25 protein-coding genes and 1 tRNA gene are annotated in these 24,172 nt (G+C 68.3%); 11 read left to right on the top strand and 15 right to left on the bottom strand.

The window, feature by feature from the left end; translation table 11 throughout:
- Nucleotides 1-264 precede the first annotated feature (264 nt).
- The 6 genes from BJF85_RS19870 to pruA form a co-directional block, all read right to left on the bottom strand.
- The gene (locus BJF85_RS19870) at nt 265-1,212 is read right to left on the bottom strand and encodes a class I SAM-dependent methyltransferase (protein ID WP_255375793.1); all 948 of its coding nucleotides are present in this window, start codon (nt 1,210-1,212) and stop codon (nt 265-267) included.
- 167 nt (nt 1,213-1,379) lie between these two features.
- Complete coding sequence (locus BJF85_RS30535) at nt 1,380-1,661, bottom strand: DUF4214 domain-containing protein (protein WP_075849597.1); 282 nt, start codon at nt 1,659-1,661, stop codon at nt 1,380-1,382.
- A gap of 133 nt (nt 1,662-1,794) precedes the next feature.
- Nucleotides 1,795-2,280 (bottom strand): zinc-binding dehydrogenase, encoded by a 486-nt coding sequence (locus BJF85_RS31640; RefSeq protein WP_369822241.1) that lies wholly within the window; start codon nt 2,278-2,280, stop codon nt 1,795-1,797.
- Complete coding sequence (locus BJF85_RS31635) at nt 2,163-2,762, bottom strand: alcohol dehydrogenase catalytic domain-containing protein (RefSeq protein WP_369822240.1); 600 nt, start codon at nt 2,760-2,762, stop codon at nt 2,163-2,165. The genes BJF85_RS31640 and BJF85_RS31635 overlap by 118 nt, the downstream gene beginning before the upstream one ends.
- Nucleotides 2,763-2,886: 124 nt before the next feature.
- Nucleotides 2,887-3,855, bottom strand: coding sequence for a proline dehydrogenase family protein (locus BJF85_RS19855; RefSeq protein WP_075849599.1), 969 nt, complete (start codon nt 3,853-3,855; stop codon nt 2,887-2,889).
- Between the two features lie 5 nt (nt 3,856-3,860).
- Entirely contained in the window at nt 3,861-5,498 is a 1,638-nt protein-coding gene (gene pruA / locus BJF85_RS19850; protein WP_075849596.1) for an L-glutamate gamma-semialdehyde dehydrogenase, read from the bottom strand.
- A 452-nt stretch (nt 5,499-5,950) separates the two neighbouring features.
- On the opposite strand from pruA, the gene BJF85_RS19845 reads away from it, so the two are divergent.
- Both BJF85_RS19845 and BJF85_RS19840 read left to right on the top strand, forming a co-directional pair.
- Complete coding sequence (locus tag BJF85_RS19845) at nt 5,951-7,333, top strand: CdaR family transcriptional regulator (protein ID WP_222844609.1); 1,383 nt, start codon at nt 5,951-5,953, stop codon at nt 7,331-7,333.
- A gap of 105 nt (nt 7,334-7,438) precedes the next feature.
- Nucleotides 7,439-8,779 carry a dicarboxylate/amino acid:cation symporter gene (locus tag BJF85_RS19840; RefSeq protein WP_075849595.1) on the top strand — a complete coding sequence of 447 codons (1,341 nt, stop codon included), beginning with the start codon at nt 7,439-7,441 and terminating at the stop codon, nt 8,777-8,779.
- Between the two features lie 87 nt (nt 8,780-8,866).
- Here BJF85_RS19840 and BJF85_RS19835 read toward each other — a convergent pair whose 3' ends face one another.
- Nucleotides 8,867-9,829: a WS/DGAT domain-containing protein gene (locus BJF85_RS19835; protein WP_083666563.1), complete on the bottom strand. Its 963-nt coding sequence runs from the start codon at nt 9,827-9,829 to the stop codon at nt 8,867-8,869.
- Nucleotides 9,830-9,934: 105 nt separating this feature from the next.
- Between BJF85_RS19835 and BJF85_RS28130 the strand changes: the two genes are divergently transcribed.
- Entirely contained in the window at nt 9,935-10,105 is a 171-nt protein-coding gene (locus BJF85_RS28130) for a hypothetical protein (RefSeq protein WP_158057034.1), read from the top strand.
- Between the two features lie 255 nt (nt 10,106-10,360).
- Here BJF85_RS28130 and BJF85_RS19825 read toward each other — a convergent pair.
- A tRNA-Lys gene (locus tag BJF85_RS19825) sits at nt 10,361-10,433 on the bottom strand.
- A gap of 311 nt (nt 10,434-10,744) precedes the next feature.
- Here BJF85_RS19825 and BJF85_RS19820 point away from each other — a divergent pair.
- Entirely contained in the window at nt 10,745-11,941 is a 1,197-nt protein-coding gene (locus BJF85_RS19820) for an Ig-like domain-containing protein (protein ID WP_075849592.1), read from the top strand.
- 49 nt (nt 11,942-11,990) lie between these two features.
- On the opposite strand, the gene BJF85_RS19815 is transcribed toward BJF85_RS19820, so the two are convergent.
- From BJF85_RS19815 to BJF85_RS30525, 3 genes are all read right to left on the bottom strand, one after another.
- On the bottom strand, nt 11,991-12,467 hold the full coding sequence (locus tag BJF85_RS19815) for a hypothetical protein (RefSeq protein WP_139320740.1): 477 nt from the start codon (nt 12,465-12,467) through the stop codon (nt 11,991-11,993).
- 217 nt (nt 12,468-12,684) lie between these two features.
- Nucleotides 12,685-13,044: an alkyl sulfatase C-terminal domain-containing protein gene (locus tag BJF85_RS30530; RefSeq protein ID WP_255375791.1), complete on the bottom strand. Its 360-nt coding sequence runs from the start codon at nt 13,042-13,044 to the stop codon at nt 12,685-12,687.
- Nucleotides 13,045-13,061: 17 nt separating this feature from the next.
- Entirely contained in the window at nt 13,062-13,400 is a 339-nt protein-coding gene (locus BJF85_RS30525; protein WP_083666561.1) for a helix-turn-helix domain-containing protein, read from the bottom strand.
- A gap of 106 nt (nt 13,401-13,506) precedes the next feature.
- Between BJF85_RS30525 and BJF85_RS19805 the strand changes: the two genes are divergently transcribed.
- The 3 genes from BJF85_RS19805 to BJF85_RS19795 all read left to right on the top strand — a co-directional run bounded on the left by BJF85_RS19805 (nt 13,507) and on the right by BJF85_RS19795 (nt 15,263).
- The gene (locus BJF85_RS19805; RefSeq protein ID WP_075849591.1) at nt 13,507-13,839 is read left to right on the top strand and encodes a VOC family protein; all 333 of its coding nucleotides are present in this window, start codon (nt 13,507-13,509) and stop codon (nt 13,837-13,839) included.
- A 229-nt stretch (nt 13,840-14,068) separates the two neighbouring features.
- A complete protein-coding gene (locus BJF85_RS19800; RefSeq protein ID WP_075849590.1) occupies nt 14,069-14,290 on the top strand; it encodes an AbrB/MazE/SpoVT family DNA-binding domain-containing protein in 222 nt (73 codons plus the stop codon).
- Nucleotides 14,291-14,309: 19 nt separating this feature from the next.
- Nucleotides 14,310-15,263 carry an alpha/beta hydrolase gene (locus BJF85_RS19795; RefSeq protein ID WP_075849589.1) on the top strand — a complete coding sequence of 318 codons (954 nt, stop codon included), beginning with the start codon at nt 14,310-14,312 and terminating at the stop codon, nt 15,261-15,263.
- A gap of 17 nt (nt 15,264-15,280) precedes the next feature.
- Here BJF85_RS19795 and BJF85_RS19790 read toward each other — a convergent pair whose 3' ends face one another.
- Nucleotides 15,281-15,853 (bottom strand): TetR/AcrR family transcriptional regulator, encoded by a 573-nt coding sequence (locus BJF85_RS19790; RefSeq protein WP_075849588.1) that lies wholly within the window; start codon nt 15,851-15,853, stop codon nt 15,281-15,283.
- Nucleotides 15,854-16,058: 205 nt separating this feature from the next.
- On the opposite strand from BJF85_RS19790, the gene BJF85_RS19785 reads away from it, so the two are divergent.
- The 3 genes from BJF85_RS19785 (at nt 16,059) to BJF85_RS26760 (ending at nt 19,006) form a co-directional block, all read left to right on the top strand.
- A complete protein-coding gene (locus BJF85_RS19785; RefSeq protein ID WP_075849587.1) occupies nt 16,059-17,477 on the top strand; it encodes an amidohydrolase family protein in 1,419 nt (472 codons plus the stop codon).
- A gap of 238 nt (nt 17,478-17,715) precedes the next feature.
- Nucleotides 17,716-18,231: a hypothetical protein gene (locus tag BJF85_RS19780; protein WP_139320738.1), complete on the top strand. Its 516-nt coding sequence runs from the start codon at nt 17,716-17,718 to the stop codon at nt 18,229-18,231.
- Between the two features lie 442 nt (nt 18,232-18,673).
- Nucleotides 18,674-19,006 carry a helix-turn-helix domain-containing protein gene (locus tag BJF85_RS26760; RefSeq protein WP_187346941.1) on the top strand — a complete coding sequence of 111 codons (333 nt, stop codon included), beginning with the start codon at nt 18,674-18,676 and terminating at the stop codon, nt 19,004-19,006.
- A 91-nt stretch (nt 19,007-19,097) separates the two neighbouring features.
- On the opposite strand, the gene BJF85_RS19770 is transcribed toward BJF85_RS26760, so the two are convergent.
- Together BJF85_RS19770 and BJF85_RS19765 are read right to left on the bottom strand one after the other, a co-directional pair.
- The gene (locus BJF85_RS19770; RefSeq protein ID WP_075849584.1) at nt 19,098-19,499 is read right to left on the bottom strand and encodes a recombinase family protein; all 402 of its coding nucleotides are present in this window, start codon (nt 19,497-19,499) and stop codon (nt 19,098-19,100) included.
- Nucleotides 19,496-19,885, bottom strand: a complete 390-nt coding sequence (locus BJF85_RS19765) for a sulfate permease (RefSeq protein WP_075849583.1) — start codon at nt 19,883-19,885, stop codon at nt 19,496-19,498. Before BJF85_RS19765 ends, BJF85_RS19770 begins: the two co-directional genes overlap by 4 nt.
- 295 nt (nt 19,886-20,180) lie before the next feature.
- On the opposite strand from BJF85_RS19765, the gene BJF85_RS19760 reads away from it, so the two are divergent.
- Entirely contained in the window at nt 20,181-21,341 is a 1,161-nt protein-coding gene (locus BJF85_RS19760) for a helix-turn-helix domain-containing protein (RefSeq protein ID WP_222844608.1), read from the top strand.
- Here the strand turns inward: BJF85_RS19760 and BJF85_RS19755 are convergent.
- A complete protein-coding gene (locus BJF85_RS19755) occupies nt 21,338-24,094 on the bottom strand; it encodes an AAA family ATPase (protein ID WP_083666560.1) in 2,757 nt (918 codons plus the stop codon). The genes BJF85_RS19760 and BJF85_RS19755 overlap by 4 nt on opposite strands.
- Nucleotides 24,095-24,172: the final 78 nt, after the last annotated feature.

Raw genomic sequence — 24,172 nt, 5'->3', positions numbered from 1 at the left:
CTGCAAGTGTGATAAACAAAAAGCGAGGTCGAGGGATGACACGGAGCCACACCGCACCCACCCCCCGTCATCCCGGAGACCAGCCCGCCGGCGAGGCACCCACACCCCAAACCGCCAACACCACGCGCAGATTGCCAACACAGCGACGTGAACTGCGAACACCACGACGCAGAATGCTGACACGCCACCCGCCCCGGCCCCGCCGCTAAATCGACACGCGGACAACCTCGGATCCGTTGACGGAGAACCAACAAACCAACTCACTCACGAGGTCGAACTCGACCCCGACAACATCGGAAACATCCCCCACCTCAACCCGAACCCGAAAAACAACCTCCCCACCAACCGGCACCCCGCCGTCTCCTCGGCCGGGAAGCGGGATCCGCCCACCGGAGTGCGAGAGCCGGTCGCTGACGGTCCCGTCGGTGAGAACGAGGCGGGCGCGAGGAACACGGGCCCGTGGGGCGAGTCGGAAGGCAGCCAGTGCCGCGTCCCGGTGTTGACGGCGCGGCAGGTGCCGCTCACGACGACGCCGTCTCCTGCCCGCTCGACGGTGACGTCATCGAGGGAGAGGGCGGCGGTGAGGCCGTCGGCGATGCGGCTGTCGGGGGTTTCGGTGCCGGCGCGGCGGAGGGTGAACATGCGGCGGTCGCCGATGGCGGCGCGGGCGGGTTCGGGGAAGACGGACGGGTCCTCGCGGCCGGCGCGCACGTCCTGGAAGGTGGGCAGGTCGACCCACTGTGGGGACGAGTCGAGCAGGCAGAGGCGGATCTCGGTGAATCCGCGGTCCTGGGCCCGTTGCCAGACGTCTTCGATGATCACGTCGTTCTCGAGTACGCCGAAGTGCCGCATCTCGTACTGGGACTGGGGTTGCAGGGAGTGGGTGGCGCCGGGTTCGGAGAAGGCGGCGATGCCGCCGGGGCGGAGCACGCGGGCGAATTCGGCGATGACGTCGTCGGGGTTGGGCACGTGGTGCAGCGCGTCGTAGGACAGGATGCGGTCGACGCTGGCGTCGGGAAGGTCGATGCGGTGGCCGTCGAACACGAGGAATTCCGGTTCGGGCCGCTCGCCCAGGACGGGTGCGCGTTCGTACAGGTGGCGGCCGAGTTCGAGTGCGGATGGTGAGATGTCGCTGGCGATGACGCGGCAGCCGAGTTGGGTGAGCCACCGGCTGGTCCAGCAGGTGCCGGCGCCGAAGTCGAGGACGGTCATGCCCGTGGCCGGTTGCAGACCGCGCAACACCTGCCCGAACGTGACGAGCAGTTCCGCGGCCTCGCCTGCTTCCTTGAAGGGTTTCGTCAGCAGCTGTTCGACGTCGTCGAGGGTGGCGAAGTACTGCTCGGCGGTGGCGGCGAGCTGCTCGACGGACGTGGCGGCGATCAGTTCGGCGGGGTCGATGAGGTCGGGGTCGGCCTCGCGCGCGCGGTGCGGGCCCGTGCGGTCGGGTCGGTCTGTCCGGTGCGGACGGCGAGCCGGTCGGCGAACTCGTCCGACGTGGCCAGCGCCGCGCACAGCTGCGGCACGGTCAGCTCACCCGAGCGCAGCTTGCCCACGTAGTGGGCCTCACCCTCGGCGTCGGCGGCCCGGCCGAGGATCAGCCGGTAGGCCTGTTGGACGGCGGTCGTCGGGTCGACCTCGGTCGTGCGGGGGTCGGTGCTCATTACCGGCGAGGTTAACGAAGTCGCCGTTGCGGGGTGGGTGTTCTCGACAAACGTCCACCCGATGCGTGGGCGACCCCATAGGTGCACCACGCATCGGGTGTCCACAGTAGACCCAGATGTGGTCGCTCCCGGCTCAGAGGGTCGGGTCGACGACGACCTTGCCGAGCACGGCGCGGTCGTCGAGCTGGGCGACGGCCTCGGCGGTGCGGGCGAGGGGATAGGTGCCCGCGATGGGCGGGTCGACGACGCCGGAGTCGAGGTACGGCGTGAGGACATCCCATCCTTGCGGACGTGGCGACGTCGGACATCGCGTAGGCACCCCAGGCGACGCCGCGGACGCGATGTTGTTCAGGAGCAACCGGTTGACCTTGACCGTGGGGATGTCGCCCGCGGTGAAGCCGATGACGAGCAGCCTGCCCAGCGGGGCGAGGGTGCGCAGGGAGTCGGTGAAGCGGTCACCGCCGACCGGGTCGACGATCAGGTCGACGCCGCGGCCGCCGGTCAGTTCCTTGACGACGTCCTTGAACCCGTCGGCCAGCACGACCTCGTCGGAACCGACCGTGCTGACGAACCGTGCCTTGTCGTCGGTGGAGACCACGGAGATGACGTGGGCGCCCATCGCCTTGGCGAGCTGGATGGTCGCGGTGCCGATGCCGCCCGCGGCGCGTGCACGAGCACGGTCTCGCCCTTCTGCAGTCCACCGCGCTTGAGCAGGGCGAACGTCATGGTCAGGTAGTTCATCGGCAGGCAGGCGGCCGCCGCGAAGCCGATCGAGTCCGGCAGCGGCAGCACCATGGGCACGCGGGCCACGGCCTGCTCGGCGAAGGCGCCGGTGGTGGTGCTGGCGGCGACGCGGTCGCCGGGGGACAGGCCCGAACCGGCGGGCGCCTCGCGCACGACGCCGGCGAGCTCGCCGCCGAGGACGAACGGCGGTTCGGGCTTGTACTGGTACATGTTCTTCGTCAACAGCAGGTCGGGGAAGTTCACCCCGGCTGCCTTGACGTCGATGAGGACCTCGCCGTCACCGGGTGTGGGCACGGGCCGTTCGAGGATCTCGAGGGCCGCGGGTCCGTCGGTGCGGGTGACCGTCGCTGCGTACATCGTCGTGCGCGCCTTTCGCCGTTGATCATCGCTCCGGGCCGAGTCTAAGCGATTGCTTAGTGCGGTGGTTGCGACGTTCGGGTGCCCCCGACTACGCCTCGGGGGCACCCGGCGCGGGCGCGCCCTACTTCCGGGACGCCAGCGCCCGCAGGAACAGGCCCAGGTTCGCCGGTTTCTCGGCCATGCGCCGCATGAAGTAGCCGTACCACTGGGTGCCGTACGGCAGGTACACGCGCATCGCGCGGCCGCCGGCGGCGAGCCGCCGCTGCTCGACGTCGCGCACCCCGAACAGCATCTGCAGTTCGAACTCGTCGGAGGCGAGCCCGCGCTCGGCGGCGATGTCCAGCGCGGCGGAGATCATCGCCGGGTCGTGGGTCGCGACCATCGGGTATCCGCCGCCGCCCAGCAACACCCGCAGGCACCGGACGTAGGCCTCGTCGACCGCCGCGCCCTGGTACGCGACGCTCGCCGGTTCGGCGTAGGCGCCCTTGCACAGCCGGATCCGCGTTCCGGCCAGCTCGGCGCAGTCGCCCTCGGTGCGCTTGAGGTAGGCCTGCAGCACCGTGCCCAGGCTCGGGAAGTCGGCCCGCAGGCTGCGCACGATCGACAGCGTCGAATCGGTGGTCGTGTGGTCCTCGGCGTCGACCGTGACCCACACGCCCGCCTCCTCGGCCGCCGCGCAGATCTTGTGCGCGTTGTCGAGGGCGATGCGGTCGCCGTCGACCGGCAGGGACTGGCCCAGCGCCGAGAGCTTCAGCGACACCTCCACCGGCCGCGGCCGGTGCGCGCCTGCCGCCGAGTCCGCCGCCAGCGGCGCGAGCGCCGACAGCAACGACAGGTACGCCGAGACCGTCGCCTGCGCCTGCGCGGCGTCCGTGGTGTCCTCGCCGAGGTGGTCGATCGTGATGTACCGGCCGCTGTCGAGCAGGCCGCGTGCCGTGTCGACGGCCTGCTGCTCGGTCTCGCCCGCGACGAACCGGTCGACGACCGTGCGCGTCAACCGCAGGTTCGCCGCCGTGTGCTCCAGCCGCTTCGACCGCGCCGCCGCCAACAGCGTCGATCGCAGCGGCTGCGCCAGGCGTGGGTACGGCATGAGCGTCACACCCCCTGGTGCGGGTAGTGGTGATCCCTCGGCGCGTCGAACGTCTCCTTGATCGACCGCGCCGAGGCCCAGCGGAGCAGGTTCTGCGCCGACCCGGCCTTGTCGTTCGTGCCGGAGGCGCGGGCGCCGCCGAACGGCTGCTGGCCCACGATCGAGCCCGTCGGCTTGTCGTTGACGTAGAAGTTGCCCGCGGCGAACCGCAGCGCCTCGGACGCCCTGGCGACGGCCGCGCGGTCGTCGGCGATGATCGCGCCGGTCAGCGCGTACGCCGAACCGGAGTCGACCACCCGCAGGATCTCGTCGAAGGCGCCCGGCTTCGTGTCGTCGTAGACGTGCACCGCCAGGATCGGGCCGAAGTACTCCTTGCTGAACGCCTCGTCGGTGGGGTCGTCGCCGAGCAGGATCGTCGGCTCGATGAAGTAGCCGACGCTGTCGTCGGCGCGGCCGCCCACGGCGATCGTCAGCCCCGGCGTCGACTTGGCCCGTTCGAGCGCGGCCTTGTTGCGCTCGAACGAACGCCGGTCGATGACCGCGCCGCCGTAGTGCGACAGGTCGGACACGTCACCGTAGGTCAACGCCGCCGTCTTCGCGATCAGGTCCTCACCCATCTCCGCCCACACCGAGGCGGGGATGAACGCGCGCGAGGCCGCCGAGCACTTCTGGCCCTGGTAGTCGAACGCACCACGGATCAGCGCCGTCGTCAGCACCTCGGGGTCGGCCGAACTGTGCGCCACGACGAAGTCCTTGCCGCCCGTCTCGCCCACGAGCCGCGGGTAGGAGTGGTAGTTCGCGATGTTGGTGCCCACCTCGCGCCACAACGTCTGGAACGTCTCGGTGGAGCCGGTGAAGTGGATGCCGGCCAGGCGCGGGTCGGGCAGCACGACGTCGGAGATGTCCGGGCCCGGGCCGGTGACGAGGTTGATCACGCCCGGCGGCAGACCGGCCGCCTCCAGCAGCTGCATCGTCAGGTACGCCGCGACGGCCTGGGTGTCCGACGGCTTCCACACGACGGTGTTGCCCATCAGCGCGGGCGCCGTGGGCAGGTTGCCGGCGATCGCGGTGAAGTTGAACGGCGTGACCGCGTAGACGAAACCCTCCAGCGGCCGGTACTCGACCCGGTTCCACACTCCGGGAACCGACAGCGGCTGATCGGTCATCAGCTGGCGCGCGAAGTGGACGTTGAACCGCCAGAAGTCGATCAGCTCGCACGGGGCGTCGATCTCGGCCTGGTAGGCCGTCTTGGACTGGCCGAGCATCGTGGCCGCGGCGATCGTCTCGCGCCACGGTCCGGACAGCAGATCGGCCGCGCGCAGGAACACCGCGGCGCGCTCGTCGAACGGCATCGCCCGCCACGCCGGCGCGGCGTCGTTCGCGGCCTCGACCGCGTCGCGCACGTCCTGCTGGGTCGCGTGGGTGAAGGTGCCCAGGACGGAGGCGTGCTTGTGCGGCTGCACGACCTCGGTCACGGTCGTGGCGCTGCGGCGGTGCTCGCCGGCGATCACGTGGTGCACCTCGGTGGGGGTGGCCTCCAGCTCGGCCAGTTTCGCCTGCAGCCGCGCGCGCTCCGGCGTGCCGGGGGCGTACGAGTGGACCGGTTCGTTCACCGGCTGCGGAACGTTCGTGATGCCGTCCATGGCGACCCTCCTTCGTTGTTGCGCGGGCACTGCCCCGCGAACGCAGTGAAGCAGCCCCGGCGACCCGAGTCCGTGAGATGATCGGACGAAGAATTCGACCACTCCTTGTTCGACCGACCAAGGACGTGCACGGGTGGAGGCGGCGGTGACCGAACCGGAACGCGCGATCACGGTGCGCGAGCTGACCGAGGCGCTGGACACGGCGGTGGCCCGGCCCGCCGCCGCGGAGCACGCCGGCACCGTCGTCGCGTCCGTCGCGCTCGTGGACGGGACCGAACTGGCCGGCACCGAACCGGCCGCCGACCCGGACGGCGCCCCGGGGGGCCGCGGCTCCGACGTCGTGGTGCACGTGGGGGTGCGCGACGAGGAGGCGCTGGCGTGGTTCGCGGCCGTGGCCGGGTCCGCCGAGGCGGCACGTCCGCGGGTGGTGTTGTCGAAGACGTCCGCGCGCGGTGCGCGCCGCCGCCGAGAAGGCCGGGGTCGCGCTCGTCGAGGTCCACCCGAAGGCGCGCTGGGACCACGTGTTCCCCCGGGTGCAGCGGATGCTCGACCGCAGCCCCAAACCCAGCGCCCCCGACCTGCTGGCCGCCGACACCGACCTGTTCGACCTCGCGCAGAGCGTGGCGCGCAACGCCGGCGGCATGGTGTCGATCGAGGACGCCGCCTCCCGCGTGCTCGCGCATTCGCCCTCCGACGAATCGGCCGACGAACTGCGCACCCTGTCGATCCTCGGCCGCGAGGGCCCGCGTGACTATCTGCGCGTGCTGCACCGGTGGGGCGTCTACGACCGGTTGCGCGCGAGCGACGAGGTCGTCGACGTGCCTGCCCACGCCGAACTCGGCACTCAGCGCCGCCTGGTCGTCGGCATCCACGAACCCGTCGAGGACGACCCGAGGATGCTCGGCTCGATCTGGCTCCAGCAGGGGGACCGGCCGTTCGCGGCCGACGCGGCGGAGGTGCTGCGAGGTGCGGCCGCGATCGCCGCGCGGATCATCGCGCGCAGCCACAACGCCCCGTCGACCGAGGAACTGCTGATCCAACGGCTGTTCGGGCTGCGCGGCGACGGGGTGGACGTCCCGTCGCTGGCGGGTGCGTTGAACCTGCCGCAGGGCGGGCCGGTGGCGGTGCTCGGCTTCGCGGCCTCGGGGCAGGCCGAGGCCGCCGGCGGGACGGGCCCGGGCGTGGGCAGCGTCCTGCGGCTGCACGCGAGCGCGTTCCGCCGCGACTCGGTGACGACGATGCCGGGGGAGCGGGCCTATGTGCTGCTGCCCGGCTACGCGTCGGAGCATGCGGTCGGGGCGTGGACGCGGCAGCTCGTGGCCGCGCTCGAGGACACCCGCGGCGTGGTGTTGCGGGCGGCGATCGCCACCGGGGTGGCCGATCTCGGGGAGGTGGCCGCGGCGCGGGCCGAGGTGGACCGGGTGCTGGACGGCACGCGGCTGCCCGGCGCGGCGGGTGGCACTGCCGGGGCGGCCGACGCCGCCGCTCCGCCGGAGGCGCGGGTGACGACGCTGGCCGAGTCGCGGACCGCTGTGCTGCTCGGCGAGATCCTGGACCTCGTCGCGGCGCGGTCGGAACTGCGCGACCCGCGGGTGGACGCGCTGGCCGAGTACGACCGCGCGCACGGCAGCGACCTCGCCGACAGTGCCGCCGCGTATCTGGCCGGGCACGGCGACGTGCGTTCGGCGGCCCGGGAGCTGCGGGTGCATCCGAACACGCTGCGGTACCGGCTGCGGCGGATCGAGGCCATCACCGGTCTGGACCTCGCCGACGCGTCGGACCGGTTGCTGCTGGAGCTGCAGCTGGCCATGCGCGGGCGCGCTCCCGACCGGTAGCGGTTCCCGCCGCGGTGTCCCACGATGTGGAAAGTGGAAACAATTCGTGAATCTTGGCGTTGACTGCCTACGCACCTGTCGGAAATTCATCCCCGGAGCGGCCTCGTGTCCTTCTTACGCACCTACACCAAACCCGCGGTGTTCGCCTCCGCCGTCATCGGCTCGCTGCTGGTGGGCGCCCTGCTCGGCGCCGTCGCCAGGGTCACCGAGACGGTGTGGCTGACCGAGCTGCTCGACCAGGTCGGGTCGGTGTTCACCACGTTGCTGCAGATCGCGGTGGTGCCGCTGGTGTTCACGGCGATCATCGTCGGCATCAACAGCCTCCGCGGCCTGGGTGGTGGCCGCACGGCCGCCCGGCTCGGCGGGAAGACCGTCGGCTGGTTCGCGACGACGTCGCTGATCGCGGTGCTGATCGGCATCGGCGTCGGGCTGCTGTTCAACCCGGGCTCCGGCGGGCTCGGCGGTGTGGAGGCGACAGCCGAGAACACCGAGCGCGCGGCGGACTCGGTCGCCGAGTGGGGATCCTGGACGGCCTTCGTCGAGGGCATCGTGCCGGAGAACTTCGTCGCCGCGTTCGCCGAGGGGCAGATGCTGCAGGTGCTGTTCCTCGCGTTGGTGATCGGCGCGGCCTCCTACAGCCTGGGGGAGCGGGCGGAGCCGTTCGTGAACGTGGTGTCGAGCGTGTTCGAGATCATCCAGCGGTACCTGGGCTGGATCGTGCGGCTCGCCCCGATCGGCATCCTCGGCCTGATCGGCGGCGCGGTCGCCAACTACGGTGACGCGTTGTTCCGGCCGCTGCTGTCGGCGACGCTGGCGGTGTATGTCGGTTCGCTGCTGGTGATGTTCGTGGTGTATCCGCTGCTGCTGCAGTTCGTGGCGCGGGTGCGGCCGGGTCAGTTCTTCGGCAAGTCGTGGACGGCGATCCAGTTCGGATTCGTGTCGCAGAGCTCCGCGGCGACGTTGCCGCTCACCCGGCAGTCGGCGGTCAACCTCGGCGTCGACCCGGGCTACGCCGGGTTCGCCACGCCGCTGGCCACGGCGACCAAAATGGACGGTTGCGCCGCGGTTTTCCCCGCCATCGGTGCGATCTTCATCGCCAACATCTCGGGGATCTCGTTGAGCTTCGGTCAGTACGTGGGCATCGTCGTGGTGGCGGTGTTCGGCGCGTTGGCCACGGCGGGCACGACGGGCTGGCTGACGGCGCTGACGTTGACGGCCACGGTGATCGGCCTCGACCCGGCGCAGGTGGCCATGGGTATCGCGTTGATCTACTCGGTGAACCCGATCATGGACATGATGCGCACCGCCACGAACGTTGCGGGCCAGATCGCCGTGACCACGGTGGTCGCGCGCACCGAGGGTCTGATCGACGACGAGGTGCTGAACGCGCCCAGCGCCCCGCCCCTGCTGAGCGACACGGGAACCAAGGCGGGCACCCCCGCCTGACCGGCATCACCGGCTACCGGCGCGGGACGACACGACCGTCGTCCCGGCGCGACGCGTGTCGGGGGCCGTTCGTGGTGTCCCGTCGACTCAGGGAGATGAGGCGCCGGGGACGAATCGGCTCAACGTCGTCGTGATCGCGGCCTCGAACTCGTCCGGCTCGGACACCATGCCGGGATCGATCGATGCGACCAGCGTCACCTCGTCGCCGTAGGTGAACGTGGTGAATGCGACGGGACATGCCACGGCGGGGGAGACCACCGCGCAGGTCTTCACCTCGGCTCCGCCCACGCGCATGCGTTCGCCGCGGCCCACGTTGCTGGCGACCACATCGGACCGTGCGAACAGGCGGACGTGCAGTGCGGCGCGCAGTCGTTCGGGTAGCAAGCGCATCAGGTCACCGGCGACGGGCCGGTGATCGTCGCCGGTAGTTCCACGTCGCCGGGCGTCCAGCGCTGCGTGCTCCACGGGCGCGAGGTGGCCGGACCGAACGGCGTCACGGTCGAGGACGAGGACACCGGTTGCGAGACTGATCGCACCGTCCTGCACCGCGTGCGGATCGGTGCTGCGCGTGCTGACGGGCATGATCGTGACCGAGTCCGAGTTCGGCCAGCCGTGGTAGTCGGCCTCGGCATGTGCGGCGATCAGGAGGAAAAGGCTGTTGTGCCGTCCGCCCAGCGCGTGCGCAGCGCGTCGCCAGGCCTCCAAGGGCGCCGTCCAGACCGCGATCCGCTGGCCGCGTCGGGACCGGCCGAGCCTTCCCGGCGGAGGCGGCGTCTTCCAGATGTCGATCTCGGCGCGGAGCGCGGATCGTCCTGCCGTGGTGCACAACGCGCCGACGGTGCGTCCCGCCGCGCCGAGGGTGCCGCGCATGGTGCGCAGGAGGTCGAACGGGGGCCGGGGGCGTTCGACGGCGACCAGACCGGGGCCGGAGTCGGCGAAGGCCTGCTGGAGTGCGGCGACGTAGGTCGCGCCGTCACCCATGCAGTGGTGGAGCCGCAGTACGAGCAGCTGCGCCCGCCCGCGATGTCGCGGACGTGGTAAGCGTGCCATGGGGCCAGGGTCGGGTCGAACGGTTGTTGCAGCAGCGTGGTGAGCTGGCCGAGGACGGTGTGGAGGTCGGCGGAGTCCGCGGAGAGTTCGGCAAGGTGCCGGTCGATGGCAACGTGCGTGGCTTGCGACCAGTTGGTCCGCCACGGAGAGGCGTGGACGATGCGCTGGCGGAACCGCGGCACGGTCGCGGCGAGCCGGGCCAGCGCGGTGTGCAGGTCGGCGGTGGTGGGGGTGCGGTCAAGGTTCAGCAGGAAGACCATCGAGACGTTGACCTGATGCCTGCGCTCGACCGCGAGATAGGACAGCTCGGCCGGGTTCATCGTCGGCCGGAATGCTGCGCGCACCGTGCTCACCACCTCTCGCGCAGGTTGTAACAACGCCTGTTCATGGTGGGCAAACGAAATTCGGGACCGTGGAGCCGCTGACACTTAATTCAGCGGGTTCCAGGGTCGCCATCGATCACTACGTTGGGGCCGGCGATCGCGAAAAAGCCCCAGACTTCTGCCTGGGGCTTCGCTGTAAGGAGGGGAGTGCGCCGTCAGGGACTCGAACCCCGAACCCGCTGATTAAGAGTCAGCTGCTCTGCCAATTGAGCTAACGGCGCGTGACGCTGAGACTCGCTGCGACCTCGGCTGGGCCTGTCGCGGTCGGTCTCGCTTGCGACGGGAAAAAGATTAGCACGGTCCGTAGTGGCCCCGAACGACCCCCCTCCGTTCGGCGTTCGCGCACGTCGCGGGCCCGCGGGCGCCGGCGCGCGGGTCGACACGGGATCGAGGAGGGCCCGCAGGCAACGATCTCAGGCAACGATGTGATGCATCCGTGCGTCTCACTCGTATCACTGCGGGCCGGATACGCGCTGTGTTCCGGCAGACTTGTCGAGGATTGTTCAGGACAACGTCATACGGAAGGTTGTTGATGGGGCGCTGGGGGTTGTCCGCACCCGGCCGGTGGGCGCGGACGGTAACGATCGTGGTCGTCGGGGGCATGCTGGTCACGGGCTGCAGTTCGTCGGCGGGTGACCAGGGTGGCAGCGGCGCCGCCGGAGCCGACCCCACGCCGGCGCAGCAGGCCGAGCTCGAACTGTCGGTGTCCGACGGCGAGGACGGGGTCGAGCCCGGTGGCGGGTTCACCGCGACGGTGCAGCACGGCACGATCACCGACGCCTCGCTGGTCGGCGAGGACGGCACGGTCGTCGAGGGCGGCACGACCATGCAGGACACCGCGTGGCGCGCATCCGAACCGCTCGGATTCGGCAAGACCTACACCCTCGAGGCCACCGCCGAGGGCGACGACGGCCAGTCCGTCACCGAATCGGCCACCTTCACCACCGCCGTGCCGCAGAGCCAGAACGCGGTGCACGTCAACGTCCAGGACGGGCAGACCGTCGGCGTGGGCATGCCGATCGTGTTCACCTTCAGCGCCGACGTGCCCAACCGCGACGTCGTCGAACGGGCGCTGCGGGTGCGGACGCAGCCGGAGACCGAGGGTGCGTTCCGCTGGCGCAGCGACTCGGAGGTCATCTGGCGGCCGCGGGACCACTGGGCGCCGGGCACCGAGGTCAACGTCGACGCGATGATCTACGGCAAGGACTTCGGCGACGGCATGTACGGCGCGCAGGACCGGCAGGTGTCGTTCACCGTGGGCCGCGAGGTGTCGGTCGTCGCGGACGGCGCATTGCATCACATGTCGGTGTTCGTCGACGGCGAGCGGGTCCGGCGCATGCCGATCTCGCTCGGCAAACCGGAGACGTCCACGCCGAACGGCACGTACACGGTGATGAGCGAGCACAACGGCTACACCATGGACTCCAGCACCTACGGCGTTCCCGTCGACAGCAGCGAGGGCTACCGCATCGAGGTGGACTACGCCGCGCGGATGTCCTACAGCGGCATCTTCTACCACTCGGCGCCGTGGTCGGTCGGTGCGCAGGGCAACAGCAACACCAGCAACGGCTGCATCAACCTCTCGACCGAGGACGCGGCGTGGGTGATGGAACAGTCCAAACCCGGCGACCTCATCACGGTGCGCAACGCCGGCGACCGCACCCTCGAACCCACCGACGGGTGGAGCGTGTGGCAGATGTCCTGGGCCGAATGGACGTCCGACGACTGAGGACGCCCGGCGCGCTGTCCATTCACGACAGCGCGCGGCGTGCGTCCACTCAGGACGCTGGGTTCTCAGGACGCTGCTGCGATGAGCGCGTCGGCGACGTCGGCCGGGTGGGCCAGGTAGGCGCAGTGGCTGCCCGGCACCTCGGCGGGTGCGTCGATGCCGAGCCGCCGGCGGGCGAGGTCGCGTTGGAAGGCGGCGGGGAAGAAGCGGTCGTCGGCGAACACGACGAACGACGTCGCGTCGCCGGCCAGGCGTCCAGCGGGAACGGGTCGCCGGTGAGTGATCCCGAGACGTCGGTGGCGTGCCGCGGCGCCTCCGCGATCAGTGCGGCGTCGACGTCGTGCAGGAACAGGGCGACCTCGTCGTCGGGATGGTCGAGTTCGGCGGCGGTGAAACCGCTGGCGTCCCACCATTCGTCGACCGTCTCGCCTGGCAGCGGAACCATCGCGCTGCACAGCACGAGGTGCCGCGCGCCGAGCGCGTCGGCGGCCAGGGGAGCGATGAACCCGCCCATCGAATGTCCCACGACGACGATCCCGTCGTTCGGAACATGCGCGGGACGGTCGTCTGCCGCGACCGTCCGACCGCGGCGACGACGGCGTCGGCACAGGCGGCCAGTCGGGCGTCGGCGCCGCCGGTGGGCAGGTCGACGGTGATGCAGTCGTGCCCGCGGGCCTCGAGCTCGGCGCGCACCCGATGCCACTCCCACGCCGACCCACCGGCCCCGTGACACACGACGAAGATCATGACGACTCCTGCGGGGGAAGGGTGGCCGGGTTGGGAAGGCTGAAGCACGCGACGAACCGTTCGACGGCGGCGGTGTCGCCGTCCACGGTGACAGTGCCGGCCGCGACGTGCTCGGCCGTGGGGCGTCCGGAGTAGACAAGTTCGATGAACGCGTGGGGTGTCGCGACGATCTTCGCGTCGGCGCGGTCGGTCTCGCCGGTCCTGGTGGGGCCGGCTTCGGCCATGGCGGGGGAGCGACGCAGATCGAGGGCCGTCCGGCGCACCGTGGCACGGAACTGCTCCCGGCCCAGATCGATGTCGATGCTCAGATCGGCGTCAGGGGCCCGGTCGGAGTCGAACATCGTCCGCAGTGACATCGCAACCGAGGTGCAGCTCAGCGGCTGGTCGGCGGCGAAGAACGGCGAACGCGCGCCCCATCGGCCCATGGCCTGCACAACGGGTTCCAGCTCGGCGCCCCACTCGGTGAGTTCGTAGACCCACAGCGACACCGGCGCGGGAGTCGACGTCGACGCAGCACCGCGCGCGCCTCGAGTTCGTCGAGACGCTGGCTGAGCACTGCCTTGCTGATTCCGGGCAGCTCGTCGTTGAGGTCCGCGAAGCGCTTCGGGCCGAACAGCAGCTCCCGCACGATCAGCAACGCCCAGCGTTCGCCGATCACGTTCAGTGCCTGCGCCATCCCGCAGGAGTCGGGGTAGCTCCTTCTCGTCGCCATTCACCCAGCATACCTTGTGGTAATAAATTCATACCTTTAGGTTGTGATGTAGAACCCTGCCGATCGGTGGGGTGCACAGGAGGCTCGGAACCGGAGGAGAGCAGTCATGAGCAACCCGATCGTTCACGTCGAACTCGTCAGCGCCGACCCGGATCGCCTGGAGGCGTTCTACGGAGCGGTGTTCGGCTGGGAGTTCCAGGACCGTTTCGCGCAGGCGTCGTCGGCCGGTATCAACGCGAACCTCGACGAGGGTGACCCCTCGGAGCAGCGCATCACGTTGTATGCCGCGGTCGACGATGTCGAGGCCGCACTCGTTCGTGCCGAGGAGGCAGGCGCGGAGCGCGTACTGGGGCCGCATGTGGTGGCGCCCGGGGAACTCGTCGTCGGCCGGTTTCGCGACCCGCTCGGCAACCTCATCGGCGTCGCCGGGCCGCAGTGACCGCGCGCAGGGAATCCGCCGCGGCGGTGCTGTTGGCCGCTGGGCGCGTGGTGCCAAGTTATCCGCACCCACCTGATCCGCGACCGCGGCTGGCACCGCAACCGCATCGTGGCCACGCCGTTCTGGACACCCGGACAACGAGGACTCCACTGAGCAAGCGTGGCCCCACCAGTGGCACTAGTTATACTAGTGCTACTAGAGCTACGTGTGAGGATCCACGGAGGTCGGGATGGGTGATGACGAACAGTCAGGCAAGTTCGCAGCGATCGTGAAGGTCGGCCCGAAGGGGCAGATCGTCATCCCGAAGGAAGCGCGCGAGATGTTCGACATTGAGCCGGGCGCCTCGCTGCTGCTCCTCGCGGATGAGACGAAGGGGATCGCGATCGTGCGGAAAGAGCCGTTCCGCGAGTTCATCGACGCTGTCATGCCGGATATCCGGTCCGAGAGCTGACCGCGGTCCCTGTGTGCCCATGAACGAGCATCGCGTCACCGTCGACGGTCGCACGCTCAACATCGCGGAGGGCCCGGACAATGGGCCGCCGGTCGTTCTGCTGCACGGCCAAGCATCCCGTTGGCAGGACTTCCGGCGCGTGCTTCCCGCGCTCACCACACGCCATCGCGTCATCGCCATCGATGTGCCGGGGCATGGCGCATCCGAGCATCTGAACCACGAGGAGTACACGTGCGTCACCGTCGGCGAACTCCTCGCCGGCGCCATCGAAAAGCTCACCGATGACCCCGTCCTCCTGTCGGGGCACTCGTCCGGCGGCGTGCTCGCCGTGCAGATCGCGGCGAATCACCCCGAGATGGTGCGGGGACTCCTCCTGGAGGATCCGCCGTTGTTCTCGTCCGTGCCCCCGCGAGGCGACAAGACCACCGGCGCCGTACTGCACCGCATCGCGGCGGAGTACCTGCACGAACAGCCGGACGGAGGATTCCAGCGTTACTACCTGGAGCGGGCCGACTACTTCGAGTTCTTCGGCAAGCTTGCGCCACTGCTCACGCGCTGGGCGCTGCGCCGGGTCGATCGGCATCCGGATGAGCCGCTTCGCATCCGGTTCCTGCCCCGAGCGGTCGATGTCTGGTTCGAGGGGATGGTCGACTACGACCCCGCGTTCGGGAACTCCTGGCACGTGGGCCGCTGGTACGAGGGCTTCAGTACCGACAGTGCGCTGGCCGCGATCAAGGTCCCGACGACGCTGATTCACACGCGGTGGTGGTTCGACAAGCACGGCAGCTCGTACGACGAGAACGGCATACTCAAGGCAGCAATGGACGTCGAGGACGCCTCACGCGCTCTCGCGCTGCTCGCCGACGCGGAGCTCGTGCCGATCTCCGGCGGGCACCTGGTGCACTTCGAGCGACCGAAGGACTACCTCGCCGCCCTCCACCGGTTGGGGCAACGCTGCGGGCGACGCCGCTGATGATCGCGCGACCGTGCTCAGATCCCTTCCGTCGTCAACAGCGCTCGCACCGCGGCGGTGAGACCGGATGCCGACGGTGTCGCCTCCGGTTCGATGAGCCACTGCAACGCGGTGCCGGTGATGACCGCCAGGACGAGAGAGCCGAGCTGCCGGCCGGCTTCGTCGACGGCAGCGGGATCGATGTCAAGCAGTATCGCCGCGAGGCTCCGGCGGTTCTGCTCATAGGTCTCGGCGAGTTGGTGACGCATGTCGGGGGCGAACTCCGCTTCGGCGAAGGCCTGCACGCTCGCCACGAGCGTGGCCCTCTGCTCGGGAGATCCGGCGAGAAATCCCTCGAGGAACCGCTCCAGGCGCGCGAGCGGCTCGCCCGTCTCTGAAACGCCCCGAGCGTGCTCGATCGCGCTGCCCCACTCCTCGAGTGACTCCAGGACTGCGGCGTTGAGCAAAGCCTCCTTCGAGCCGAAGTGGTAGCCGATCGCAGCGAGGTTCGCACCCGATGCGGCGGTGATGTCACGCGCCGTCGTGCGCGAGTACCCCTTCTCGGCGATGCATCGCTTCGCTCCGGCGAGGAGATCCTGACGCTGTCCCATACACCCACTTTAGCCCGCATCCATACACGCGTCTTGTACGCACGTATTAGACACACGTATTAGACACGCGTATTCTTCCTCGTGTGACCGTCGTAACACCCCCTCGCGCGACCACCCGCGACTGGCTCGGCACGGCCGTGCTGGTCCTCCCTGCGCTCGCCCCCACTGCCAGTCAGCATCTGCAAGCCCGAGGAGTGACGACTCGATGATCAGCGACAGCACCCAATCCCGGCAGGTCCAGGCCTACGTCGGTGCCACGGTGATCGACGCTACGGGAGCTCGGCCCAGACCAGAGCAGACCGTGATCGTCATCGACCGCGTGATCACAGCGGTGGGACCCGCGAGCGAGGTCCCGATCCCTCCAGGAGCAGTGGTCCGTGACATCCGTGGCAAGTATGTGATCCCCGGCCTCACCGACATGCACGTCCATAGTGAGTCCGAGACCGAGGACCCTCGTCACTTCGCGAACCTGTACGTGGCCAATGGCGTGACCGCGGTGCGCGAGATGTGGGGGCGTCCACGGCTGCACGAGATCCGTCAGATGATCGAGTCCGGCGAACTGCTCGGGCCACGAATGACCATCGCCAGTCCTCTACTCGACGGCGATCCTGGATTGTGGTCCGACGTGCCGGACACGCCGATCGTCACGGTCGACTCACCCGCGCAAGCCCGCCGCGCGGTGCCCGAGGCGATCGATGGTGGAGCGGACTTCATCAAGGTGTACTCGCGACTGGGGCCGGAGGCCTACCGAGCCGTCCTCGCCGAGGCTCAGCTCCGCGAGATCACCGTCGCCGGCCATCGCTCGGACCATCTTCCCTTCGATGAGCAGATCGAGTCGGGACAGCGGTCCTTCGAGCACCTCTTCGGTAGCATCTGGCCTGCGGCCTCGTCGGACATGGATCGGCTCGAGGCAGCCATGTCCCGAATCCAGACGACCCCCGGCTTCCACCTGGGCAGCTGGATCAAGCAGGTCAGCCGGATCGAGTGGGAGGCCGTCGCGTCCTACAGCCACACAAGGGCGACGTCCATCTTCGAACGGCTCGTCGCAGCAGATGTCGCCTACACACCGACCCTCGTGGTTCACGCCGCCATCGACCATCCAGAGTCGATCCGGCTCGACGATCGACGGATGGAGTACATGGTCCCCAGCACACCCGAATCCTGGGACTTCCTCCGGACGGAGATCTACTGCGGGGGGCACCGGTCGAACGAGGAAGCCCACCAGCACCGCGAATTGCGCAACTGGCGTCTCGCGACCGTGGGGGCCATGGAGGAGGCAGGGGTCAGGCTGCTCGCCGGCACAGACTTGGTCGGCCCCGGACTCTTCCCGGGATTCAGCTTGCATACCGAACTCGAGCAACTCGTCGCGGCGGGCCTGACCCCCATGCGCGCCCTCCAGTGCGCCACGGTGGAACCGGCCAGATTCCTCGGCCGCGAGCGGTGGGCCGGAACGGTCGAGGAGGGGCGCGTAGCCGACCTCGTGATCTTGGACGCCGACCCGATGGACGACATCCGCAATACCCAGTCGATCCACGCAGTCATGGTCGACGGCTACCACGTCGACCGGGCCGAGCGCGAGGAACTGCTGGCGACCGCGAGGCGGATCGCAAGGGGCGGCCAGTGAACCGCCCGAGCGGTCCCGGCCTCCGGGCTCCGGGGAACTCTGACCCATGAGGTCTACCGTCTCGGAGCCCTCGCCGCGCTCCTGGGGCACTCCCTCGACACCCTCCCGGGCATGCGACTCGAACGCCTTGCGCCGCGAGTTGTCGCAGGATCTGCGACATGACGCGAACATCCCTTCAATCGGACAACACACGCACCTTCGCGTCGCGACGAGTCCCTCACTCAAAGGCAGGCGAACCATGAACAATCAGGCGAGATCTGTGGATCCGGTCGCGTGGTGTGCGTACGCGGGCATGGCGGTCGCCTTGCCGACCGCACTGTGGCGGCTCCCGCTGGCCATGGGAGCCACTCTCGGCACACCGGCCGCCTGGCGCGAGGAGCAGAGCATCCCGGGTACGGGAGTCTGGTACCTCCTGCTGTTGTCGGTTGTCCAGCTCGCAGCTATCGCCTGCATGCTCTTCCTCGCGGCCGATCCGAAGATGGTGACCCCGCGTTGGCTGCCCGCTCGCCTGCACCGCCTCGTGCCGGCGATGATCGGCGGAGCGGGCGTCGCGGGTGCGCTCGTGCTCCTTCTGCTCGTCACCATGTCCGTCATCGCCTGGGACAAGGTCGACCCGTTCGCCGGCACCGACTACGACGCCTGGGCATGGCTCTGCGCCATCTGCTATCTGCTCGCCGCCCTTTGGCCACCATTGCTCGCCGCGGCCTCTGTCGGATACCTCCGTCGCCACCGCCGTGCGTCGTCCCCTGCCTGACGCCATCTCCCGACACATTCACGGTCGGCGCGATACCGCAAGACCCGATTATCCCGGGTCGGCCCGTGCGGTACTGGCACTCATTCGCGTGCCTCGAACACGTTTGTGTCTGGCCGACGCCCGATCGCACCTGGGGGACGCGCTCCATCTGCTGGAGAACCTGTTGTGCGGTGCCGAGGTTCAGGCGAACGCCTGAACTGGGCGAAAAAGAAGGCGAGGTGTGAACTCCCTGACAGCGGTCAGGGAGTTCACACCTCGCCCATCTGGGGTCACTGCGTAGCAGTTCAGCAACATTCCCCGCAGGACAAAAACCCTGGTCACACGGTGCTACAGGGGTCTGTACGAGGCTCCGAAGCGAGTGTCAACACCTCCTGTGAGGGATGCCCGTGGTTCGTTAGTCCGGAGAATCGAGACGGCTCAAACCTTTCTGACCCCTTCTGAGGTGGACCGTCTGATCGAGGACTACAACTCCGGCATGAGCGTTCAGGGTCTGGCGCAGAAGTACGGCATCCATCGGGCCACGGTATCGGCGCATCTGAGTCGGCGAAGCATTCCTCGGCGTCGTCCTGGGCTTGACGTGGACGAGCGGGCCGAGGCGGTGCGCCTGTTCCGTGCTGGTGTGTCGATGCGGTCGATCTCCCGCAGGCTCGGGGTTGGTCGTCAGTCGGTTCGGGTGTGCCTGGTGGAAGCAGGGCTGGTCGCTGCCGCGCCGTCGGACTCGCAGACGGCCAATGAGGTCGCCCGTGACGAGGGGGAGTTGCTGACTGCTTCATAGCAGCTAGGTACTCGTTGCCTTTCACGGTGTAAAGAGGGGTCGCGCCGTCCCCGGATGGAGGCGGGCGCGACCTGTGGAGTGGACCGGGGCGTCAGCCCTCGGGTTCGGTGTCGTCGTGGAGGCGTTGAGCGTCCTCCGCGGCGAAGAGGTACGCCATGTCTCTGGTGCACTCATCGGCCATAGAGCCGCTGAGGGTGCCGTTGGCGACATGGATGGTGAGACCAGCATCATCGAGGGCGTCGAAGTTACGAGTCGCGGCTGGCGACTTGCGGCCCAGGCGGGAGAGGTCGGTGACGACCACCTCGGTGGCCCCGGTCTTGGCGGCGGTGTCGATGAGAGTGGTGAACTCGTCCTGGGGGTGAGCGATGTCGGTGACCGTGCCGACATCGAGCAGGTCGCGCTCGCGCAGGTAGGCGCGGCAGTCGGCTTCTTGTCGTTGGGTCTGTGCCTGGTTTCCGGTCGCGCTGCGCAGGTAGATAAGTGCTCGTGTCATGATGCACCTCCGGCCATCGCTGGTATCTGCGCGTAATCCGGAGACTGTTGGCGCTGGCCCTCTCGTTCGATCGCTCGGCGGTAGTGGTGCTCCTGCCAGCGGGCCTTAGCGAGCATGACCAGGCTGACGGGGCCGATGGCGAGGATCTTGAACGCCGACCAGATCGAGACGAGCACGAGTACGTTGAGGCCACCGGGGCCGCCGTCGTTGATGATGACGACAAGCACGCTCGCGCCGTAGAGGTAGGGGATCGCGATCAGCATCGCCGGTACACCCCATTTGAGGCCACGGCGGGTGCGGATTCGGTCGAGCAGGATGTTGGTGGGCATCCAGCAGCGGAAGAACCCGGCCAGATGGATGCTGGTGATCCAGATGAGTCGGAACATGATGTGCCTCCAAACACGTGACTGTGGTGAGGCAGTACGTGTGGAGTGTCCCGAAGGACAACCCCATTGGAGGGGGCTACATGGTGAGGGGTTTCCGCCTCGTATCCTCTACGATACGCCTGGCCTGCGACAAACGGAACCCTCCCCGGGTCTGGCGTCCGCGCGTCGGCAGTCGAGCACTGAAGCTGATGAGCTCTACCCTTGGAGCATGAACTTCACACCGTTGCACCGAGTTCTGGGTCTGCCTCCTGGCCCGCTCACTGATGAGCTCTTGGATGCGGCAGTCGAGCACGGAGTGACGGAGACCGACGACTTGGATTGGAAGTCGGAACTGCCCCCGACGAAGAACCTCGCGCAGACCGATGTGCCGAAAGACATCGCGGCAATGGCGAACACCGGCGGCGGGATGATCGTCTACGGCATCGAGGAACAGAACAAGGCCGCCACTGGCCGCAAAGACACGGGAGAGCTCACCGAGATACACGAGCGCACGTACCGAAGTGTTGCGGTCACCGCGATCTCTCCACCGGTTTTCGGACTCGAGATCCATCGTCTCGGAAACGAATCCCGCGCGGTCGCGGTCGTAGTTCCGGCCAGCGTGGATGGCCCGCACTTGATCTATCGAGGTGAATACTTCGGTGCTCCAATCCGGAACGATGCCGATACCGCTTGGATGAAAGAACGCCAGATCGAAGCCACGTACCGGGCACGCTTCGATGAACGTCGCCGAGCATCGGAGGCCCTGGACTCACTGTTCGCCGAAACGATCGAAGGACGAGACACCGACCAGCGGGCATGGCTTGTCGCAGTCGCTCATCCGCGTATCCCCGGCGTGCTGGCACGCCCCACCCGTGACGAGGCGCGCGAGATCTTCAAACATGCCTCCACCATCACGCTCACATACTCCACTCGAAACGGAATCCACCCCTTCGAAAACGTTGAGCATTACAACCCGCGTCCCGGCCTGCGCCGCTGGACGGCACCGAGTACGGCGGTCAACGACAGCTCAAACTGGCGCGAAGCCTGGATGAGCGTCCACCATGACGGTTCGGTGACAGTAGCCGCTGCCCTCGGCGGCCACCGACAGAGTATGGATGGTTACTTCGAGGGATGGCAGATCGAAGGGCGCGGGATTGAATGCGCGATCGCTGACTTCACCGCACTGATTCGCGCGACAGCAGCCGCACTCCATCACGAGGAGTACGACGTGCGTGTCGGCGTCGAATACACGGGTGAAGAGCCCATGAGCATCCTGACGATCGACAACGCGGGCCTGACTTACGATGGGGTTTCCACCCCACTGCGCTCCTTCACCTCGGTGCGCTCAACCCTGAACGCGGCCGCACCGGACTCCGATTTTCACCGGCAGGTCTACGAGCTGGCCGAGGATTGCGTGAACCAAGGCGGAATCACGCACCTCCACGCCATCGAACCGCTTACCGATCCAGGAGACTAGAGCGATGGCCCGCCTCGACCCATGCCAAGGGTATCGCGACGGGCATCCTCACGCTCAGACTGAGTCTGTGGGCTGAGCCTTCGCAGCGCGGGAGCGGCGCGGGCGTAGTCGATCTTCTGCGACGCCGACTCCGGCTGCACCCCAAGCGGAGTGTCATCATCCACCCCGTAACGGTCACGATAGGCAGCGATCGTGCGGGCCGACTGCCGCCAACGCTGCTGCTCGCGCTCATCTTTTGGTGGTTGCCCCAGGTGCTTTGCCCAGGGCTCGTGCTGGCTCAGGGCGGTGTCGAGGGTCGCATCGGCTCGCTGTTCGATTAGCTCTCGTCGTTCGGTGAGAGCGTCGCGCATCTCGGTACTCATGGGGCCGGTGGCGTGTGGGATGAGACCGGCGATCAGCGCTGGGCTCTTGCGGGTGCGTCCGGAGCCGGCGGGTCGGCTGGTGGCGCGGGCGAGACGGTAATGCATGACCTTCGCAATATCGTCGGCATCCTCGAACTCACGAGCCGCGACCAGGCGCGGGAACAGCGCATCGACATCGTGATGGTTCGCCTCAGCCCGCCGCAACTCCGCCGTCAACGCCCCGAACGCCTCCGAACTGAGTGCGGCCTCGGCCTGCTCGTCACTGAGCCCCGAGGCCCGGATCAGCGAAGCCCACCGGTCGTGTTGGGCGGCGGAGGCGATGGTCTCGTACTCGGCAGCCAGCTGCGCGATGGAGCCCCAATGGTCCTGTTCGGCGGTGATGGTCTCGTGCGCCGAGAGCTCAGCACCCGAATGCGACAGCACCCCGTAGAGCACGCTCCGACCGATGGCTTCCTCGTTGTCGGAGGGGTGCGGGGCGGAATGGGTATCGTCGGGTCGGTCGAGGATCACCCAGGCCTGGTTCGACTCCTTCCCGCGGCTCATGGCGACGTAGAAGTTCTCCCGCGTACTCGTCGGTTCGACCAGGACATGCGATGTGTCCACGGTGATGCCCTGGGCGCGGTGGGCGGTGATCGCGTACCCGAGATCGACATGCTCAGCCACATAGTCCGCTGGCAGCACGATCGCCCCTCCCCGATGGCCAGGTCTGCGCACAGTGATGGACCCGTCCTCACGTACATCGGTGACCTGCCATCGGTCGCCGTTGCGCACCCAACCCCGCACCGCCCGCAGCCGCCGGTCATTACGGCGCGTGATCACGGTGTCACCGACCCCGGCCTGGGTGCCGTCGATCAATGTCACCTCCCGTTTGGGAGTGATCGTGCCATCGAGGATCAGGTCAGATCGTGCGCGGGCGTTGAGGGCGGTCACATCGTCGCGGGTCTCAGCGATCAGCACGGAGGCTTTCCCGGCCTCGCGGTCGCCACGCCACGCCCGGTAGGCAGCGTCGATCATGTCCTCACCGTCACCATCGTGGATGCGGCCCTGTTTCTCGTAAGTGTCAATCACTTTGGTCCGCCCGTGGCGCAGCTCTAGAGAGGCGGTCTTCTCCCACTCGTTGACAAATCGGTGCACCTCGACCAGCTCCGGGGCATGATCACGTTCGGCCACGAGCATCCCGAACGCGCCACCGGCATCGACAGATTGCAACTGGCCGTAGTCGCCGACCAACAGCACCTTCGCCCCCGCCTCAGCAGCCAGGCCGGTGATCCGATCCAGCGAGAGTGTGCCGGCCAGAGAGGCTTCATCGATAATGACCAACTGGCCGGTGTTGAAGGTGGTGCCGTGGATCATGTGGTTCTGCCACCACTTCGCAGTGTTCTCCGTGGCGATCCCGAGATCATCGGCAAGGACTTGCGCGGCGACCGCCGAGGGCGCCAACCCGACCACACTGCCAAGTCCGTGCTGCTTCTCCCATGCCCTCCGTAGGGCGTTCATCGCGGTGGTCTTCCCCGCCCCAGCAGGACCCACCAGCACATCGAGCACTCGACCGGAGACTGCGACCTGGGTGAGGGCGTCGGCCTGGTCTGGGCCGAGCATCCGGCCTTCACGATCCGGCTTCCCGGTAACTCGTTCCATCGTCTCGATGTCCACCGAGGGGCCGGTGCGGTTACTGGCTCGGTCGATGAGTCGGTCTTCGGCGGCCAGCAGCGTCTCGGAGGAGAACACGGTCGAGTGCTTCGGTCGGAACACCGACGACCCGTCCCCACGTTGGAACGACACTGGCGACGATGTGAGTTCAGGTGGAGTCAGCCGCAGCGACGCTTGTTCGGCGGCGTCGGCGATCATGCCCACGATCGCTTCCCGGTCCTGCACGGTCGCGAAGCGCCAGCCCATCGACTGGCGGGAGGCCTCGGCGTGCAGGTTCCAGCGTCGCCAGGTCGACCGTTTCTCGCCCACGACCTCGACCACGTCTTGGCCGAGGTCGGCGATCGCCTCTAGCGGCACATCATCAGCCCGCAACAGCGGAGTCTTCTGGTCATGGGTGATGCGGCTTGCCCACCCGGTCGCATCCTCACCCAACAGGCCGCTGGCGCGTTCCCGCCACCCAGCGGTCAGGTGAGCCAGCGAATGGACCTGTTTCTCTGGCCGGGTCGCCAATGTTGCTTGGGCACGCAGCCGCACGACCGTTCGCCCAGACGGGCGCCTGCCGTGCTCGGCAACGTAGTCAGCAACCAGCCGGTCAGTCTCGGCGTCAATGTCGTGGGAGCGGGTGGAGAACTCTTCGATCAGTTCCTCACTGACAACGAAGATCTCCCACGCCGGATTCCGGTCACGACCACGCTCGCGCGACTCCCACCCGAGACCGAGAGTGAACCGTACTGGGTTCAGTTCCGTTGTTCTGAAGCGGGAAGTTCCTCCCGCTGGTGTTCATAGTAGGCCGCCTCAACCTCGGCGGGCGTCTGGTGC

It is taken from the genome of Saccharomonospora sp. CUA-673 (assembly GCF_001942305.1).
Taxonomy (GTDB): Bacteria; Actinomycetota; Actinomycetes; order Mycobacteriales; family Pseudonocardiaceae; genus Prauserella.
Note: the sequence above shows the minus strand (reverse complement) of the source record. Positions and strands in the feature narration are given on the sequence as shown.